At 76.3% G+C, this 17,412-nt stretch carries 16 protein-coding genes; 8 read left to right on the top strand and 8 right to left on the bottom strand.

Translation table 11 applies throughout. The features are described 5' to 3' along the window. Nucleotides 1-106 precede the first annotated feature (106 nt). From ACIA8Q_RS24675 to ACIA8Q_RS24660, 4 genes are all read right to left on the bottom strand, one after another. Complete coding sequence (locus ACIA8Q_RS24675) at nt 107-733, bottom strand: hypothetical protein (protein WP_387905569.1); 627 nt, start codon at nt 731-733, stop codon at nt 107-109. After that, nucleotides 730-1,770, bottom strand: coding sequence for a DUF1648 domain-containing protein (locus tag ACIA8Q_RS24670; RefSeq protein WP_360209746.1), 1,041 nt, complete (start codon nt 1,768-1,770; stop codon nt 730-732). The genes ACIA8Q_RS24675 and ACIA8Q_RS24670 overlap by 4 nt, the downstream gene beginning before the upstream one ends. Further along, nucleotides 1,767-2,114: a GntR family transcriptional regulator gene (locus ACIA8Q_RS24665; protein ID WP_360209748.1), complete on the bottom strand. Its 348-nt coding sequence runs from the start codon at nt 2,112-2,114 to the stop codon at nt 1,767-1,769. Before ACIA8Q_RS24665 ends, ACIA8Q_RS24670 begins: the two co-directional genes overlap by 4 nt. A 149-nt stretch (nt 2,115-2,263) precedes the next feature. Further along, nucleotides 2,264-3,778 carry a cytosine permease gene (locus ACIA8Q_RS24660; protein ID WP_360209750.1) on the bottom strand — a complete coding sequence of 505 codons (1,515 nt, stop codon included), beginning with the start codon at nt 3,776-3,778 and terminating at the stop codon, nt 2,264-2,266. Between the two features lie 358 nt (nt 3,779-4,136). Between ACIA8Q_RS24660 and ACIA8Q_RS24655 the strand changes: the two genes are divergently transcribed. The 5 genes from ACIA8Q_RS24655 to ACIA8Q_RS24635 all read left to right on the top strand — a co-directional run bounded on the left by ACIA8Q_RS24655 (nt 4,137) and on the right by ACIA8Q_RS24635 (nt 9,436). Next, nucleotides 4,137-4,691 carry a universal stress protein gene (locus ACIA8Q_RS24655; RefSeq protein WP_360209752.1) on the top strand — a complete coding sequence of 185 codons (555 nt, stop codon included), beginning with the start codon at nt 4,137-4,139 and terminating at the stop codon, nt 4,689-4,691. Between the two features lie 179 nt (nt 4,692-4,870). Beyond that, a complete protein-coding gene (locus ACIA8Q_RS24650) occupies nt 4,871-6,436 on the top strand; it encodes an APC family permease (protein WP_360209754.1) in 1,566 nt (521 codons plus the stop codon). Between the two features lie 147 nt (nt 6,437-6,583). Then, nucleotides 6,584-7,609 carry a Clp protease N-terminal domain-containing protein gene (locus ACIA8Q_RS24645; protein ID WP_360209756.1) on the top strand — a complete coding sequence of 342 codons (1,026 nt, stop codon included), beginning with the start codon at nt 6,584-6,586 and terminating at the stop codon, nt 7,607-7,609. A gap of 3 nt (nt 7,610-7,612) precedes the next feature. Further along, nucleotides 7,613-8,293, top strand: a complete 681-nt coding sequence (locus ACIA8Q_RS24640; RefSeq protein ID WP_360209758.1) for a GPP34 family phosphoprotein — start codon at nt 7,613-7,615, stop codon at nt 8,291-8,293. A gap of 177 nt (nt 8,294-8,470) precedes the next feature. Continuing rightward, complete coding sequence (locus ACIA8Q_RS24635; RefSeq protein WP_387905658.1) at nt 8,471-9,436, top strand: right-handed parallel beta-helix repeat-containing protein; 966 nt, start codon at nt 8,471-8,473, stop codon at nt 9,434-9,436. 21 nt (nt 9,437-9,457) lie between these two features. Here ACIA8Q_RS24635 and ACIA8Q_RS24630 read toward each other — a convergent pair whose 3' ends face one another. The 4 genes from ACIA8Q_RS24630 to ACIA8Q_RS24615 form a co-directional block, all read right to left on the bottom strand. After that, entirely contained in the window at nt 9,458-10,720 is a 1,263-nt protein-coding gene (locus ACIA8Q_RS24630; protein ID WP_396317690.1) for an NAD(P)/FAD-dependent oxidoreductase, read from the bottom strand. A 147-nt stretch (nt 10,721-10,867) separates the two neighbouring features. Next, on the bottom strand, nt 10,868-11,299 hold the full coding sequence (locus ACIA8Q_RS24625; RefSeq protein WP_360209762.1) for a nuclear transport factor 2 family protein: 432 nt from the start codon (nt 11,297-11,299) through the stop codon (nt 10,868-10,870). Between the two features lie 6 nt (nt 11,300-11,305). Further along, nucleotides 11,306-12,109 (bottom strand): MBL fold metallo-hydrolase, encoded by an 804-nt coding sequence (locus ACIA8Q_RS24620; RefSeq protein WP_396317689.1) that lies wholly within the window; start codon nt 12,107-12,109, stop codon nt 11,306-11,308. Between the two features lie 146 nt (nt 12,110-12,255). Next, a complete protein-coding gene (locus ACIA8Q_RS24615) occupies nt 12,256-13,536 on the bottom strand; it encodes an MFS transporter (protein WP_396317688.1) in 1,281 nt (426 codons plus the stop codon). A 244-nt stretch (nt 13,537-13,780) separates the two neighbouring features. Between ACIA8Q_RS24615 and ACIA8Q_RS24610 the strand changes: the two genes are divergently transcribed. The 3 genes from ACIA8Q_RS24610 to ACIA8Q_RS24600 all read left to right on the top strand — a co-directional run bounded on the left by ACIA8Q_RS24610 (nt 13,781) and on the right by ACIA8Q_RS24600 (nt 17,259). Then, nucleotides 13,781-14,878 (top strand): DUF5937 family protein, encoded by a 1,098-nt coding sequence (locus tag ACIA8Q_RS24610; RefSeq protein ID WP_360209768.1) that lies wholly within the window; start codon nt 13,781-13,783, stop codon nt 14,876-14,878. A gap of 136 nt (nt 14,879-15,014) precedes the next feature. Beyond that, complete coding sequence (locus ACIA8Q_RS24605) at nt 15,015-15,872, top strand: PhzF family phenazine biosynthesis protein (RefSeq protein ID WP_396317687.1); 858 nt, start codon at nt 15,015-15,017, stop codon at nt 15,870-15,872. Between the two features lie 142 nt (nt 15,873-16,014). Beyond that, nucleotides 16,015-17,259 (top strand): aminoglycoside phosphotransferase family protein, encoded by a 1,245-nt coding sequence (locus ACIA8Q_RS24600; RefSeq protein WP_396317686.1) that lies wholly within the window; start codon nt 16,015-16,017, stop codon nt 17,257-17,259. Nucleotides 17,260-17,412 lie beyond the last annotated feature (153 nt).

Raw genomic sequence — 17,412 nt, 5'->3', positions numbered from 1 at the left:
TTGCTTCCGAGAGCCGCTGTCACCTGGTGTACCCGCTCAACTACCCCGCGCCACACCGCGGGGCCGGGCGGTTTCCGGCTGCCCGGCCCCGCGGTGTGGCGCTCCGTCAGGCCTTGAGCGGGTTGGCGGTGAGGTCCACCACGGCCTTGCGGGGGTCGGCGGTGCTGTAGGTGTTGAAGTGGGCGACGCAGGCCAGCACGAGGAGGCGGGAGATCCGCGGGTCGTGGATCCGGACGCCGTAGGTGGCCCGGACGCCCGCGTGGCGGGTGAGTTCGAAGCCCGCCGACTCCGCGGAGCGGTAGTGCACCCGGAAGGCCAGGGCGGTGTCGACCACGCCGCGGTCGAGCAGCGGCAGGCTGCGGCGGGCCCGGTTGGCGAGGCCGACCGGCTCGCCCTCCAGGGCGGCCAGGCCGTGCTGTTCGAAGGTCCACAGGTCGGGCCGCCAGGACCGGGAGCGGTGGTCGACCCGGCCGATCGGGGAACGGTCGGCGGCGGCCGCGGAGAAGTTGTCGACGTGGCCGAGCAGCTGGTCGAGCCGGGGCCCGCCGAACACCCGGTAGGCGGCGCTGTGGTCGTAGGCCGCGTCCTTGTGCATCCGGGCCACCGGCTCGCGGGAGCCGTCCGCGTGCACCAGGAAGGTGGTGTGGGCGCGGCCGTAGTCCACGGCGACGGTGAGCTCGGTGAGCTCGGTGAGGGCGGCGAGGGCGCCGAGGTCGGCGTGGGAATCGGTCATCGGTGATCGTCTCCGTGCGTCACGGCCGTCCGGTCGGACCGGGCGATCAGGGAGTTGAGCAGGGCCGCGCCGCGCTCGGCGTCGTCGAGGCTGACCGCGAACTCGGCGCCGCGCCGGTTGCGGACGACCAGGCACGTCCCGCGCCGCAGCATCACGGTGGTGCCCAGGCCGTTGATCCGGTAGCCCCAGCCGCCGGCCTGGGCGGGGCCGCGCTGCTCGGCGCGGGCCGACTCGAGGTCGGCGGGGGACCAGCGCCGGGCGGGCCAGCCGAACGGGCCGAAGCCGAGGTGCAGCCCGCGGGCGGTCACCCGGGCCCGGACCGAGGAGCAGGCGAGGACGATCACCGAGGTGGAGGCGAAGGGGACGACCAGCGACCAGTTGAGCGCGATCAGCCCGCTGGCCGGCGCGAGCAGCCCGCCCATCGCGCAGACGCCCAGCACGGCGGCCGTCAGCTGCAGCCACGGGTTGACGACCCGGGAGAGCCAGACCACCTGCTCGCCCGGTGGGACGGCCATCACCGGGGCCCCGGGCGTCGGGCGCGGCCCGGCCGGGGTGGCGCCGCGCGGACGGGCGGCCAGCCAGGTGAGCAGGCCGGCGAGCGCGCTCGCCGCGACGACCGCCGCCACCGCGGTGCCGACCGGATCGGCGTCCTGCCAGCGGGCGTGGTCAAGGTTGGCGTGCACGATGGAGGCCTGGGCCCCCGTCAGCAGCACGCCGCCGGCGGCCAGCGCGGCCCCGGTGGCGCCGCGCGCCCGGCCGGTGGCCGCCCGGCGCCCGAAGCGGTGCAGGGCGGCGGTGGCCAGCACCAGCACCAGCCATGTCCCGGCCGGGAACAGTGCGGCCCCGGTCGCCGTCATCGAGCCGTCCGGGTCGTGGCCGCCCCAGTGGGTGGCGAGCGGGTCGGGCAGCCGGTGCCGGGCCGCCCACGGCAGGGCGACCAGCAGCACCAGCACGCCGGCCGACCAGGCCGCCGCTCCCCAGACCGCGCCCCGGTGCGGTGCCCCGCGCTCCTCGGGTATCGGTTCCCCGTCCGTCACGACATCCCCCTGATCATGTCCACGAGATCGTTGCCGCTGTAGCCCGCCCGGGCCGCGTCGGCGACCAGCCGGCGGACCCGCTCGACCAGTTCGGAGCGGGTGTCGGCGTCCGCCGCGACGGTGATGCCGCGGCCCCGCCGGAACTCCAGCACGCCCTCGTCCCGCAGCGTGCGCAGCCCGCGCAGGACGGTGTTGGTGTTCACCCCGAGCGCCCGGGACAGGTCCCGGGCGGGTGGCAGCCTGTCCCCGGGGGCGCACTCGCCCTCGGCGACGGCTCGACGGATGGCGCCCGCCACCTGCTCGTGCAGGGGGCGGGCGTCGCCGGTGTCGAGCTTCAGCAACATGGTGCCAATGACGATAGCACCATTCGATTGTCGTCGATCATCGCGGACGGGGTCGGGCCCCTCCGCCGGGCCCGTCCGCCGGGCCCGTCCGCCGGGCCCTCCGCCGGGCGCCTCCGCCGGGCCCGTCCTGCGGGCCTCGCCGCGGAGCCTCAGACCGCAGGGTCCCGGACCGCGGCGCCGCGCCGGTCGCCCGGCACCGGCACCGGCTCCGCGGCGGAGCGCTTCGGCGCCCGGCCGCGTGCCCCGCGGGAGAGCAGCAGGTACAGCGCGGCGGCCAGCGCCCCCGAGAACAGGAAGCTGAGGTCGATCCCGCCGGTCAGCGACAGCAGCGGCCCCCGGTAGGCCGGGGTGTCCACGGCGGCCAGCCCCAGCACGCTGCCGGCCGCCCAGGCGGTCGTCGCCGGGACGTTCCAGCCCGCGCGGTACCAGTAGACGCCGCCCCGGGTGCGCTGGTTGAGCACCTGCAGCGAGTGCCGGTCGTAGTCCCCGCGGAACCGCCGGTGACCGATCAGGGTGATCACCGCCCACGGGGTGCCGATCGCCGTCAGCACCAGCACGAACGAGGTGACGGCGTCCTGGGCGTTCCAGACGAAGTGGCCGAGGAAGACCAGCACCGCCGCCAGGGCCGCCACCACGTAGGTGGCCTGCAGCCGGGTGGCGCGCGGCAGGATGGCGTCCAGGTCCAGGCCCATGCTGTAGAGCATCAGGCCGGTGTTGCCGGCACTGCCCAGCAGGCCGTTGAGCAGCAGCGGCAGCAGGAACCAGGCCGGTGCGCCGGCGATCAGGCCGTGCACGTAGTCGTTGCCGGCGCCGGTGGCCACCGCGGTGAAGGTGCCGAACACCTGGGGGATCAGCAGGCCCAGGAACAGCCCCAGGCAGGTCGACCGGAGCACCTTGCGCCCGGAGTGCCGGGCGGGGGAGACGTACCGGGTGTAGTCGCCGAGCAGGGTGATGAAGGCGATCGGGCCGCTCAGCCCGGCCGCGACCACCGCCAGCAGCCAGGTCGGCCAGAACCCGCCGAGCAGGTAGGCGCCGTGCGCGGAGCCGTCGAAGTGCGGGGCGAAGGCGAACAGCCCGGCCAGCAGCAGTGCGCCCATGGCCCACATCAGCACCCGCTCCAGCTTCAGCAGCAGCCGGTAGCCGAAGACGGCGGCGGTGGCGCTCAGCACGGCCAGCACGGTGTACGTCGCCACGTACGCCACGCCGTCCGCGGGCAGACCGAGCATCCGGTTGAGCGCGCCCACCACCACGTCGCCGCCCACCCAGAGCGACAGCGCCGTGTAGCCGAGGGACAGCAGCAGCCCGACCACCGAGCCGATCAGCCGGCCCCGCACGCCGAAGAACGCGCCGGAGCTGGTGGACAGGTTGGTCGCGGTGCGCAGCGAGACCAGGGCCAGCGGTGCGGTCAGGGCGATCCCGGCGACGGTGCCGACCAGCAGGGCGGCGATGCTGCTCCAGAAGGACAGCCCGAAGGAGACCGGCAGCCAGCCGAAGACGACGACGCCGAACGCGAGGTTGGAGCCGATGAGGATGCTGGCCACGTCGCGGGGGGTGCTGGTCCGCTCGGCGTGGGGGATGGTGTCCACCCCGTGCTGCTCGACGAGTCCGGAGTGCCCGGCCCGGGCGCCCTGATCGTGGGCGGTCTGCGGCACGGTGTTCGGCATGAGGGAGGCCTTCTGGTGCAGGGATCCGCCCGGAGTCGGTCCCTCCGGACGGCCTGGCAATCCTTCGCCGCGCGGGCCGGGCGGAACAAGGGCGATCCGGACGAACTGTCACGTCCGGAATCCGGAGCCCGCTTGTCGTTTTCCACAAGGCCGCAGGTCGGACGGTGTGGGGCGGGCCGCGCGCGGAGCGGCCCGGCCGCCGGTGGACGGCCGGCGTACGGAACGCGTTCGGAACGGGCCCCCGGGCGTCAGGAGTCCGTCAGGGCCGGCCGGCGGCGGGCCCGGGCGCGGTTGGCTGGAGGCCGGCACACCGGGCCCGGCAGGGCGGCACCGGGACGCGACGAGCGAGGACGGGACCATGGACGGCGACGGGCGGCACCAGGACGGCGGCACGGGCAGGGTGGTGGTCGGGGTGAGCGGCTCGCCGGGCAGCCTGGCCGCCCTGCACCTCGGCGTGGCCGAGGCCCGCCGCCGGGGCGCCGTGCTGGTGCCGGTGCTGGCCTGGGAGCCGCCGGGCGGCGAGTACGGCTACCGGCGCTCGCCGTGCCCGCCGCTGCTCTCGGCGGCGCGCGAGGCCGCCGGGCAGCGGCTGCGGGACGCCCTGGACGCCGCGTTCGGCGGGGCCGACCCGGGCGTGCCGCTGCACCCGACGGTGTTCCGCGGCGAGCCCGGGCCCGCCCTGGTCGCGGCTGCCGACCGGCCGGCCGACCTGCTGGTCCTCGGCCGCAGCGGGGGGTTGCTGCGGCGGGGCTTCCGGCGTCCGGTCGCCGCGTACTGCGCGGGCCGGGCCGGCTGCCCGGTGCTGGCCGCCCCGGTGCCCGGGCTGCTGCACGACCTGGAGGCCCTGCACCGGCGCACCCGGTGGCACCTGCCGGTCGGCCCGGTGCCCGGGCTCCTCGGCCCGAGGGGCTGAGCGCGCCGACGCCCGGCCCGGGCGGTCCGCCGCCGGTCACGGCGCCCGCCCGGCCGCGCCCGGCCGGGGCTCCCGCCCGGTCGGCGTACTCGCCCGGCCGTCGCGCGGCACCGGGGTTACGCTGAGACGGCCAGATCGGCCCTCGTGGCCCCCGCTGCGTACACAAGGGGGTGGGATCCGTGTCGGTCTCCCCGACCAGCCCCCCAACCGGCGTTCCCACCGGCTCCGGTGCGGGCGAGAAGGGGCTGAAGACCGGCGCCCTGGGCCTGTTGTCCTCGGTGTGCATCGGTCTCGCCTCGACCGCTCCCGCCTACAGCCTGGCCGCCACGCTGGGCATCATCGTGGTCGGTGTGGGGCTCCAGGCGCCGATCATCACCATCCTGGCGTTCGTCCCGATGCTGCTGATCGCGTACGCCTACAAGGAACTCAACGCGACCGACCCGGACTGCGGCACCACCTTCACCTGGGCCGCCCGCGCCTTCGGCCCGCGCACCGGGTGGATGGGCGGCTGGGGGATCGTCGTCGCCGACATCATCGTGATGGCCAACCTGGCCCAGATCGCCGGGGTGTACGGCTTCCGGCTGATCGGCCTCGACTCGTTCGCGGACAGCAAGGTGTGGACGACCGCGGCCGGGGTGCTGTGGATCGTGGTGATGACGGCGATCTGCTACATCGGCATCGAACTGTCGGCCGCCCTGCAGCGCTGGCTGCTGGCCGTCGAGGTGGTCATGCTGGTGGTCTTCTCGGTGACGGCGCTCGTCAAGTCGTACGGCTCGGGCGCGCCCGCGACGGCCATCCCGGTGGCCGCCTCCTGGTTCAACCCGTTCAACATCCCGTCGACCTCGGCGTTCACCGCGGGCATGCTGGCCGCGGTCTTCATCTACTGGGGCTGGGACACCGCCGTCTCCGTCAACGAGGAGACCGCGGACTCGAAGCGGACGCCGGGCCGGGCGGCGGTCATCTCCACCGTGCTGCTGCTGCTCATCTACGCCCTGGTGTCCACGGCCGCGCAGTCCTTCGCCGGGGTCGGGACGGACGGCATCGGGCTCGGCAACCCGGACCACTCGGGGGACGTGCTCTCCGGCCTGGGCGACGCCGTGTTCGGCACCACCGGCTTCGGAGCGGTGCTCAGCCGGCTGCTCATCCTGATGGTGCTGACCTCGGCCGCCGCCTCCACCCAGACCACGATCCTGCCCACCGCCCGCACCACCTTCTCGATGGCCAGTCACAAGGCCATCCCGACCGGCTTCGCCAAGGTGCACCCGCGGCACCTGACCCCGACCTGGTCGACGGTCGCGATGGGCCTGGTCTCGATCGCCTTCTACGTGCTGCTCACCGTGATCAGCGACAACGTGCTGGCCGACTCGATCGCCTCGGTCGGCCTCGGCATCGCCTTCTACTACGGGCTGACCGGCTTCGCCTGCGTCTGGTACTACCGCCGGGTGCTCACCCGCAGCGTCCGGGACTTCGTGTTCAAGGGCGTCCTGCCGTTCGCGGGCGGCCTGATGCTGCTGTACTTCTTCGCCTACGGCGCCTTCGACGTGTACGCCGACCCGGACTACGGCGCGACCTCGATCGACCTGCCGGTCATCGGGAGGGTCGGCGGGGTCACCGTGATCGGGCTGGGCGCGCTGCTGCTGGGCGCGGTGCTGATGCTGGTGCAGTGGGCCGTCCAGGGGTCCTGGTTCCGCCGCCCGGACGTCCCGGTCGGCGTCGCGGACCGGGAGACCGCGCCGCCGTCCTGACGGCGCGTCCGCCGGTACCGCCGGCCGTTCTGCCGACCGTCCCACCATGGTGCCGCCGTACCACCGCAGCCCGGATCCGGGAACCACGTGTAAAGCCATCGCAAAGTGGAAGTATGGTTCCGGCAAAGGATTGTGGTGGGAGGGGCGATGGAGACGACGCTGGAACCGGACTGGCGCACGCTCGGCGTCCTGGGCGCGGCCCGGGACGCGCGCGGCGCGCAGGGGACGCGGCTGGGGACGGAACACCTGCTGGCCGCCGTCGCCGCGGCGAAGGGCCCGGCCGGCGAGGCCCTGGCCGCCGCCGGAGCGGACACCCCGGTGCTGCTCGCGGCCCTGCGCGCGCGCCGGGGCGCGGCCGGCTGGGCCGAGGGCGACGACGCGGGGGCCAGCGTGCCCGCCCGGGAGGTCCTCGGCGCCACCGGCGAACGCGGGGACCTGCTCAGCGGCGCCGCCGCCCGCGCCCTGGCCGGCGCCATGGAACGGGCCAGACTGGACGGTGCCCGCAAGTTCACCGCGGAACACTTGCTGCGCGCCCTGCTCGCCGACGGCCGGGCCACCCGCGCCACCGAACTGCTGCACGCGGTCGGCGCCGCGCCGCGGGCGGTGCTGGAACGCCTGGACGCCGCCGAGCCGCGCGCCGTGCCGCCGGGCCCGGGCGCCGCGCCCGGCCCCGCCACCGGCCTCGACCCCCTGCTGCGCCCGACCCGGGACGCCCTCCTCGCCCGCGCGGCGCACCCCGTCCCGCGCTGGCGGCGGCTGCTGACGCCCGGTGCGCCGGGCGCGGCGGCTCCGGCCGGGCTCCTCCGGGCGGAGGCTGACGCACAGGCCGAGCGCCTCGGGCGCCGCGCACCGGGCACCGAGCACGTCCTGCTCGCGCTCCTGGCGGTCCATGAGGTCACCCGCCGGCAACCGGAACTGGCGGCCCCGCAGCCCGCCGACGACGGCGCGGCGGTGGCCGGGCTCGGCGTCGACTACGCCCGGGTGCACGCCGCCCTGACGGCCGGACAGGTGCCGCTCGCGGCCGACCCGAGGTCCGTCGAGGCGTACCTCTCCGAGGCCGGGCGCGGCCGGGGAACGAATGCGCTGGTACGGGCGTTGCTGGCCGAGGACACCCGGGCGCGGCGACTGGTCGAGGCGCTGGGGGGTGGCCGGTCCGTACAGGGAAAGGAATAGCACATGCACGTCACCCTCGCCGAGGAGCTGATGCTGCTCTCGCTGGACGACGAGTCCGGTGTGGCGAAGGACGGTTCGAGCGCCGGATGGGCGGTGGCGGGCGGCCTCCTGGCCGATCTCGCACTGGCCGGGAGGATCGCCGTGGAGGAGGGCCGGATCACCGTCACCGACCCCACCCCGACCGGCGAACCGCTGCTCGACGAGCGCCTGGAGCGGCTCGCCGAATGGGTCGGGCGCAAGGCCCCCGGCAAGGCGAAGGCGACGGACTGGCTGACCAAGGACCACCTGACGGCGGTCCGGGCCACCGTGCAGCGGCTGTGCGAGCGCGGCCTGGTCGTCGAGGAGCGCCACCGCGTCCTCGGCCTCTTCCCGGTCCGCCGCTACCCGGAGGCGGACGGCTCCGTCGAGCGCGAACTGCGGGCGCGACTGGCCGACGTGATCCGCCACCACGTGACGCCGGACGTGCGCACCGCGACCCTGATAGCCCTGCTGCACTCGGCCCGGCTGCACGGCCTGGCCTTCCCGGACCTGCCCCGCAAGCGGGTCGAGCCGCGCTTCGCGGAGATCGCCGCGGGCGACTGGGCGGGGGACTCCGTCGGCCAGGCGATCCGCAACATGCAGGCGGCCGTCGCGGCCATCGCCGTGGTGACCGCGGCCACGGCCGCCACCACCGTCGTCACCTGACGGGCGGTGCCGCCGGGCCCGCCCTCCGCACGGCGGGCCCGGCGGGCGGCTCGGCTCGGCGGACGGGCGCAGGGCCCTCTTGACGCTCCGGATTGGTCCAGTCCATGGTGAGCGGCGGCCAGTTCGCCCCCACCGCAAGGAGCGCCGCCCGTGACCTCCCGCCTCCCCGCCCTCGCCGTGCTGACCGCCCTCACCCTGGCCTGCGTGCCCCCGGCCACCGCCGCGGGGCCCGGGTGGGCCGTGGACACCGCCGCGCCGGGCGGCACCGTCGTCACGGTGAGCACCGCCAAGCAACTCCAGGCCGCGCTCGCGGCCGCGGTGCCGGGCCGGACCATCCGGCTCGCCGACGGCACCTACCGCGGCACCTTCCGGGCCGCCGCCCCGGGCACCGCGGCGGCCCGGATCACCCTCACCGGCTCGGCCGCGGCCGTCCTCACCACCCCGACCGGCGGCGGCTACGGCCTCCACCTGGACGGCGCGAGCTACTGGACCGTCCAGGGCCTGACCGTCACCGGCGCCCAGAAGGGCATCATGGTCGACGCCGCGACCCACGTCGTCCTCGACGGCGTGACGGTGCACCACACCACGATGGAGGGCGTGCACTTCCGCAACTCCAGCAGCGACGGCACGCTGCGCGACTCGCGGATCCACGACACCGGCCTCGACCGGGACGGCCTGGGCGAGGGCGTCTACGTCGGCACCGCCAACACGCTCTCCGACCACAGCGACCGGGTGCGGATCACCGGCAACACCTTCGGCCCGAACATCGGCGCCGAGAACGTCGACCTCAAGGAGGGCACCACCGGAGGCCTGGTCTCCGGCAACACCTTCGACGGCGACGGCCTCACCGGGCGCAACTACGACGACTCCTGGGTCGACGTGAAGGGCAACGGCTACGTCGTCGAGAACAACACCGGCGTGCGCACCACCGACGACGGCTACCAGACCCACAGCGTCCAGCCCGGCTGGGGCTGCGGCACGGTGTTCCGGGGGAACCGCTCCGACCTCACGGGCGCCACCGGCCCGGACCGCTACGCGATCGACGTCACCGACTACTCCGCCGCCTGCCCGGTGACCATCGGCCCCGGCAACACCGTCACCGGGGGCCGGGGCCTGGTGAACCCCGGCGTCCCGGTCGGCTGACCCGCGCAGGCGGCCGCCGCCTCAGAGCTCCCCGAGCGGGGCGCCCGGGTCGGCCAGGGCCTTCGGGTCCACCGTGCGCCCGGAGCGGACGAGTTCGCGGACCGGGTCGGTGACGTCCCAGACGTTGACGTTCATGCCGGCGAGGACGCGGCCGTCCTTGAGCCAGAAGGCGAGGAACTCCCGGGTGGCCGGGTCGCCGCGGAAGACCACCCGGTCGTAGCCGCCGGGCTCGACGTAGCCGACGTACTCCATGCCCAGGTCGTACTGGTCGGTGAAGAAGTACGGCACCCGGTCGTACACCGCGTCCGGCTGCCCGAGCATCGCGCGGGCGGCGGTCTGCGGCTGGTTGACGGCGTTCGCCCAGTGCTCGACGCGGATGTGCCGGTTGAACAGGGGGTGGAAGGCGTTGGCGACGTCGCCGGCCGCGTGGACGTCCGGAGCCGAGGTGCGCAGGTGCTGGTCGGTCTTGACGCCGTTGTCGACCTCCAGGCCGGCCGCCTCGGCCAGGCCGGTCGCCGGGCTGATGCCGATGCCGACGACCACCGCGTCGGCCGCCACCGTACTGCCGTCGCCGAGCCGGACGCCGTCCACCGTGCCGCCGCTGCCGGTCAGTTCGGTGACCTGCGCGCCGAAGCGCAGGTCCACGCCGTGGTCGCGGTGCAGGTCGGCGAAGACCTGGGCGACCTCCCGGCCGAGCACCCGCAGCAGCGGCAGTTCGGCCGCCTCCAGCACCGTCACCTCGGCGCCCGCCGCCCGGCCCGCGGCCGCCACCTCCAGACCGATCCAGCCCGCGCCGATCACCACCAGCCGGGCGCCCGGCCGCAGCGCCGCCCTGATCCGGTCGCTGTCCTCGACCCGGCGCAGGTAGAGCACGCCGTCCTGGTCCGCGCCCGGGACCGGCAGCCGGCGCGGCACCGAGCCGGTGGTGAGCAGCAGTTTGTGGTAGCCGATCCGGCCGTCGTCGGCGAGCGTCACGGTGTGCGCGGCCGGGTCGATCGCCGCGACGGCCGTGCCCAGCCGCAGCGTGACGTCGTGCTCGGCGTACCACTGCGGCGGGTGGACGTGGATCTTCTCCCGGGGCGTCTTGCCGAGCAGGTAGCCCTTCGACAGCGGCGGCCGCTCGTACGGGCGCTCGTGCTCGTCGCCGATCAGGACGATGCCGCCGTCGTAGCCGGCCTCGCGCAGTGCCTCGGCGGCCTTCGCGCCGCCGAGGGACGCCCCGACGATCACGATCGGCAGCTCGCGCCCGCCGCCCCCGGCCGTCCCCGCGGTTCCCGTGCCCATGCTGAACTCCTCGCTCTCCGCCGGAAATCAGCCGCCAGCCTGCCGCCGTCCGGGTGGCCTGTCGAGGGCGCGGCGGGCGCGCCGCGCCGTGCTCCCCCGTTCGGGTGAACGGGGCCGGGCGGGGGGACGGGCCGCGGGAGCGCCCGGTCACGGCGTCATGGCGTCCCTGACCAGCGCGGTGTCGGTGAACTGCTCGAAGCGGACGATCCGGCCGCCGCGGACGGTGAAGCGGTGGGCGGTCCGCACCGCGAGCGGCCTTCCGGTGGCCCTGTGCACGGCGGTGTAGCGGCCCAGCACCACCACGTCCTCGCCGTCGACCACGTAGGCGTCGTCGTGCGCCGTCCAGTTCTCCCACTCGGCGGCCAGGCGCTCCATGACGTTGGCGGTGACGCCCTTCGGCGTCCGGTAGGTGCCGGCCAGCGGGAAGCCGGCCATCTCGGTCCACTCCACGTCGTCGGCGAGGGTGGCGCGCAGCGCGGCCAGGTCGCCGCGGGCCGAGGCCAGGTACTGCCGGCGGACCACGTCGGCCGGGGCGCCGGACTCGGCGAAGGAGGCGGTGTCCCGCGGGATCTCGATCATCGTCGATCAGCCCCAGGCCAGCTCGCCCTTGGCGACCTTCGTCCCGAGGTCGACCGCGATCCGCAGCCCCAGCCCGGGGAAGCGGCCCTCCAGCGCGCTCCGCGCGGCGGCCGCGTCGGGGGAGCGGCCGATCTCGGTCTCGAAGGCCCGCAGGTAGTCCCGGGTGTGCCGGATCGCGCTCTGGTCGGCGGGCGCGCCCGCGGTCCGGTGGCCGGCCGCCACGAACTGCGGCTGCAGCGCCTCCATGCCGTCCAACAGGTCGATCCAGGCGGCCCGTTGGGAGGACGTCGGGGTGTCGGCGGTCCACACGTGCAGGCCCTCGAAGAGCAGCACGCCGCCGAGCACCGCCTGGTGGTGGTGCTGCCAGAGGTAGTGCCGGTCGGGCAGGTGGAAGTCGGCGCCGCGCAGTTCGAACCGGTGCCCCTCGAAGACGAGTTCGTCCCCGTGCAGCACCTCGGGCCGGACCAGCCGGGTCGGCAGCTCGGGGCCGAGGTGGGCCCAGGCCCGCAGCTTGTCCTCGTAGGTCTCCTGGATGTGCTCGACGGTCGTGGCGGTGGCGAGGAAGGCGGCCTGCGGGAAGGCGTCCTGGACCTCCTGGGCGCCGAAGTAGAAGTCCGGGTCGCCGTGGCTGACGAAGACGGTGGTCAGCCGCCTGCCGGTGGCGCGGATCCGCTCGACCAGGCGCCGGCCGTCGGAGCGCGTGAACCCGGCGTCCACCAGCAGGGCGTCCCGCGGCCCGGTGACCAGCACGGAGGTCTTGTTGAGCGAGCTGTCGGGGCTGTCGATGATCTCGAAGTCGAGTGCGCTCATGCGGGGGGCATCCTTCCTCGGGCCGGGCACGCCTCGCGGCCAGCATCGGTGCTGGGCGCGCCGTCCGCATCCGGAGTCGGACGCCCCCACCTGCTCGTCGTGCACGCCCCCGGCCGGCCGGGCGGGAGTGGCGGCGGCCGGCCCGCTCACTCCGCGGGGGCGAGCCGCAGCACCCCCACCACCCCCAGCAGGGTGGCCACCGCCAGCACCGGCCACAGCACCCCCGGACCGGCCGCCAGCAGCGCCGTCAGCACCGCCGGCGCCGCCGCCCGGCCCACCCCCGTGGACAGCTCCCAGCGCGCCAGCGCCCGCCCCAGCAGGTGCGGCGGGGCCGCCGCCGTCACCAGCGCGGTGCCCGAGCCGGTGTAGAGGATCTCGCCGAGCGTGAACAGCACCGAGACCGCCGCGATGCCCGCCGCCCCCGCCGTGCCGCCCAGCGAGCCGACCGCCCAGTAGCCCAGGTAGGACAGCGCCAGCGCCACCCCCGAGGCGGCCAGCACGGCCCTGCGCGAGCGGTCCGCCAGCCGCAGGACCAGCGCCAGCTGCAGGGTGATCACCAGCACCGTGTTGCCCACGAACACCCCCGAGGACCAGGCCGGCGAGGCCTGCAGGTGCAGCACCAGCAGCGCCGGCAGCGCCACCTCCAGCACGTCGAAGCAGAACGCGAACGGCAGGTTGGCCACGCTCAGCACGGTGATCCGCCGCAGCGACCCGGCGTCCGCCCGCGGCTCCGCCGCACCGGCCGCCACCGCCTGCGGCGCCCGCACCCGCAGCGACAGCACCAGGACGGCCGCACCCAGGCAGGCCGCGCCCGTCACCCCGGCCAGCGCCCGGATCGCCCCGGCCCCGCCCGTCACCACCAGCGTGGCCAGCAGCGCCCCCGTGCCCAGGCCCGCGTTGCGCAGCGACCGCCCCGCGGCCAGCGCGGCGTCCCGCAGCCGCCCCGCGGTCAGCGTGCTCACCACCGCCGCGTGCGTGGTCGGCCAGGACTGGCTGCCCACCCCGATCAGCACCGCCGCCGCCGTGAACCCCGGCAGGCCGTCCGCGACCAGCAGGGTCAGCGCACCGACCGCCCGCACCGCGAGCGTCGCCGCGGCCGGCAGGGTGCGGGCGCCGCGGTCGATCCACCGGCCGGTCAGCGGCACCACCAGCAGGCCCGCGACCATCCCGGCCGACATCGCCAGCCCCGCCGCGCCCGCGCCCAGCCGCAGCACCCCGATCCCGTACAGCAGCAGGAACGGGCGCAGCAGGCCGGTGCCCACCGCGTCCACCAGCAGGGCGGCCGCGTACCGGGGGCCGCCCGCGGCGGTCAGCAGGCCCAGCAGCGCGGACGGGCCCCGGCGGCCGGCACCCACCGGCGGGGCGGGCGGCTCGGCGGTGCGGACGGCGGCGTGGTCATGGACGGACTTCTCCTGGATCAGGCTCATGACCGGTACCGTCCGCCCCGCCGGGCCGTGCGGGCACGCGGATTGACGGTTCCCGTCAATCGACGCGGAGGCCGGTCCCGGCGGGTGGCAGGATCTCGACCGTGACAGAGCGAAGCGAACGGACCGGCGGAACGCGCAAACCGGAGGCCGACCGCACCGGACGGAACGGCGGAGGGCCGGCGCGGGCCGGTGGCCGGGTCGATGCCAGGGTCGGTGGCCGGGTCGGGCAGGGCGGGGCCGGCGCATGAGCGTGACCATCGACATCACCGGCCTGCCCGAGGAGCGGCTGCTCTTCACCCCGTCGCCGCTGGGCGAGCTGAACGCCATGCTGCACGTCCTCGCCGAGCCCGCGCACCACCCCGAACTGCACGGCTGGGCCGCCTCCACCGCCGCGACCGTCCCGCCCGAGCTGTCCGAACGGCTGCTGGAGGCCGACTTCCTCTGGCGCTCCTCCCGCGCCGACTTCCTCGTCCCCGGCCTGCCCGGCGCCACCCTCGCCGCCGAACTCGACGCCGTCGACCGGATCGAGGACGAGCAGTACGTCGCCGCGGCGCTGATCACCACCTGCGGCTCCTCCCGGCTCACCCACCGGATGGCCTCCCCGCTCACCGACCCGGCCGCCAACGAGCGCGCCCGCGAGCTCGCCCTCGCCCGCGGCCCCCGGCAGGCCGCCTTCGCCGACCGGCTGCTCGCCGACCCGCCCGCCGTGCGGGCGCTCGTCCGGCGGATGCTGGAGGACTGCGAGGCCGCCTTCTTCGCCGACGCCTGGCGGCGCGTCCTGCCCGACCTCGCCGCCGACGCCCGCCGCAAGATCGACCTGCTCGCCCGCCGCGGCGCCGCCGAGGCCCTGGCCGACGTCTCACCCTCCGTCACCCTCGAACAGGGCGGGGACGGGCGGCGGCGGATCGTCATCGACAAGCTTCAGGACAACGCCACCAGCGGCACCGACAGCAGCGGGGTCACCTTCATCCCCACCGCCTTCGGGCGCCCCCACCTGCTCGTCGTGCACGCCCCCGGCTGGCGGCCCGTCCTGCAGTACCCCGTCGCCGAGGCCGGCGTCCCCGAGCCCGTCTCGCTCGCCCTCGTCCAGCAGCGGCTGGAGGCCCTCGCCCACCCCGTCCGGCTGCGCCTCGCCCGCACCATGGCCCGCGGCCCGCACACCACCGGCGAACTCGCCGCGGCCTGGCAGCTCAGCGCCCCCGAGGTCTCCCGCCACCTGGCCGTGCTGCGCAAGGCCGGCCTGCTCACCACCCAGCGGCGCGGGCGGTACATGCTCTACCAGCTCGACCTCTCCGGCAGCGCCCGGCTCGGCTCCGACTTCCTGGAGGCGGTGCTGCGGTGACCGGGCCCGCGGCGGCGAGCGGTGGCACCCGGCCCGCCGGGGGCGGGCGGTGCGGGCGGCGGCACTCGGCCCGCCGGGGGTGGGCCGCCGTGGGGGCGGCGGGAACAGCGGCGCGGCGCAACACGTTCGTCCGGGCATGACCGACGACGCCACGCCCGCCATCCTGCGCTACGCCGCCTTCACCACCCGCCCCGAGGGCGGCAACCCGGCGGGGGTGGTCCTCGACGCCGAGGGGCTGACCGACCACCGGATGCTCGCCGTCGCCGCCGGGCTCGGCTACTCCGAGACGGCCTTCCTGACCGCCGGCGCGGCCGGGGGCGCCTACCGCGTCCGGTACTTCAGCCCGCTCGCCGAGGTGCCGTTCTGCGGCCACGCCACGGTCGCCGCGGCCGTCGCCCTCGCCGAGCGCACCGGCCCCGGGCGGTTCGTGTTCGGCACGGCGGCGGGCGAGGTGCCCGTCGAGGTCGACCGGGGCGCGGACGGCGTGCTGCGCGCGACCCTGACCAGCGTCGAGCCCCGGGTGGAGGAGGTGTCCGAGGCCGACGTCGACGAGGCGCTCGCGCTGCTCGGCTGGGCCCGTACCGACCTCGACCCGCAGCTGCCGCCCCGCGTCGCCTACGCCGGCGCCCGCCACCTCGTCCTGGCCGCGGCCACCCGGGACCGGCTGGCCCGCCTCGACTACGACTTCGACGGGCTCGCCGACCACATGCGCGCCCGCGACCTGACCACCCTCCAGCTCGTCTGGCGGGAGGCCGCCGAGGTGTTCCACGTCCGCGACCCCTTCCCGGTCGGCGGTGTCGTCGAGGACCCGGCGACCGGCGCCGCCGCGGCCGCCTTCGGTGCCTACCTGCGCGAGCAGGGTGCGGTGACGGCCCCGGCGGTGCTCACCCTCCACCAGGGCGAGGACCTGGGCCGCCCGGGCGTGCTGCGGGTCGAACTGCGGGCGGAGGACCGGCGGATCCGGGTGTCCGGCGCGGCGGTGCCCATCCCGTAGGGCCCGGGACGGGGCGCGGCGGCACCTGCCTGCTCATCGACGGGGACGCGGCCCGGCTGCGCTACTCCGTACCCGGCGGGCACTGACGCTCCGGCGGGAAATTCGCTCGCGAAGGGCACGTCAGGTGGGCGAGGCTGCCCGGATGCAGCGAGCCGCCGAACGCACCGTCACCGTCCACCTCACCCACGAGGGCGAGTACTTCGGGCCGCTCGGCCCGTTCGAGGCCGAGGGCGGGTGGTGGTCGTCCGTGGCCCCGGTGGTGGAGCGGGCGTCGGAACTGGCGGGGGTGCCGGTGCTGGTGACCCGGCTGGTCGAGGGGCGGAGCGCGAACGGCGGGCACGGCGGCCGGGTGGACTACCACGCCGAGGCGCTGGCACGGCCGGCCGGGCTCGCCGCCCGGCCCCCGGAGGAGCGCACCGCCGCCCTGCTGGGCCCCGCCGAGCGGCGGGCGGCCTGGGCGACCCCGGCCGGGCTGCGGGACGCCCTGGACTGGGCGCGGGACCGGCTCGCCCTGGCAGGGCGCCCGGCGACCGGGCCCGCCCGGCAGATCCGCACCTGGAACCTGTCAGCCCTGTTCCGGATCCCGACCACCCGCGGCGACGCCTGGCTGAAGACCACGACGCCCGCCTTCAACGCCCACGAGGGCGAGGTGATCGCGCTGCTCGGCGGCGTCGACCCGTCGCTCGTCCCGCCGGTGCTGGCCGCCGACGCGGCGGCGGGCCGGCTGCTGCTGGACCACGTGCCGGGCGAGGACTGCTGGGGCCCGTCCGCCGACACCGTCGCCGAGGTGGTGCCCCGGCTGGTCGCCGCCCAGGCGGCGCTGGCCGCCGACGGCCGGGCCGCCTCGGCCGGGCTGCGCGACCGTACCCCGCACACCCTCCTCGCCCAGGCCGGGGCGCTGCTGGAACGCCTCCCCGGCGTCACCGACCTGACGCCCGGGGAGCTGGCCGCCGTGCGCCGGCTCGTCGAGGAACTGCCCGGACGGCTGGACGAGTTGGCGCGCTGCGGATTCCCCGAGACCTTGGTGCACGGGGACTTCCACCCCGGCAACTGGCGCTCGGACGGCGAGCACGCGGTCGTGGTCGACTTCGCCGACTCCTGCCTCGGCCACCCCGCCCTGGACGGCCTTCGCCCGCGTGCCTACCTGGTGCCGGAGCGCTGGGAGCAGTTCGTCGGGGTGTGGGGGCGGGCCTGGCGGGAGCACGTCCCGGAGGTGCGGCCGGAGCGGGCGCTGGAGCTGGCCGAGCCGCTCTACCACCTGTCCTACGCGGTGCGGTACCAGGAGTTCCTGGACCACATCGAGGCGAGCGAACGCCCCTACCACGAGGGGGATCCGGCCGCCGAGCTGCGCGCCGCGCTGGCCTGCGCCGCCCCGGGCCGGGGGTGACGGGGGCCGGTGTGAAGGCGCCCGGGCGCTCCGGACGTGCCGGCGGGGGGGGGGGCCCCCCCCCCGGGGGGGGCCCCCCCCGCCGCCGCCGGGGGGGGCGGGGCGGCGGGGCCGGGGGGCGGCGGGGGGGGGGGGGGGCCGGGCGCCCCCCCC

It is taken from the genome of Kitasatospora sp. NPDC051705, from assembly GCF_044453265.1.
In the GTDB taxonomy this organism is placed as follows: domain Bacteria; phylum Actinomycetota; class Actinomycetes; order Streptomycetales; family Streptomycetaceae; genus Kitasatospora.
This window is presented reverse-complemented; position numbering and strand designations above follow the sequence as displayed.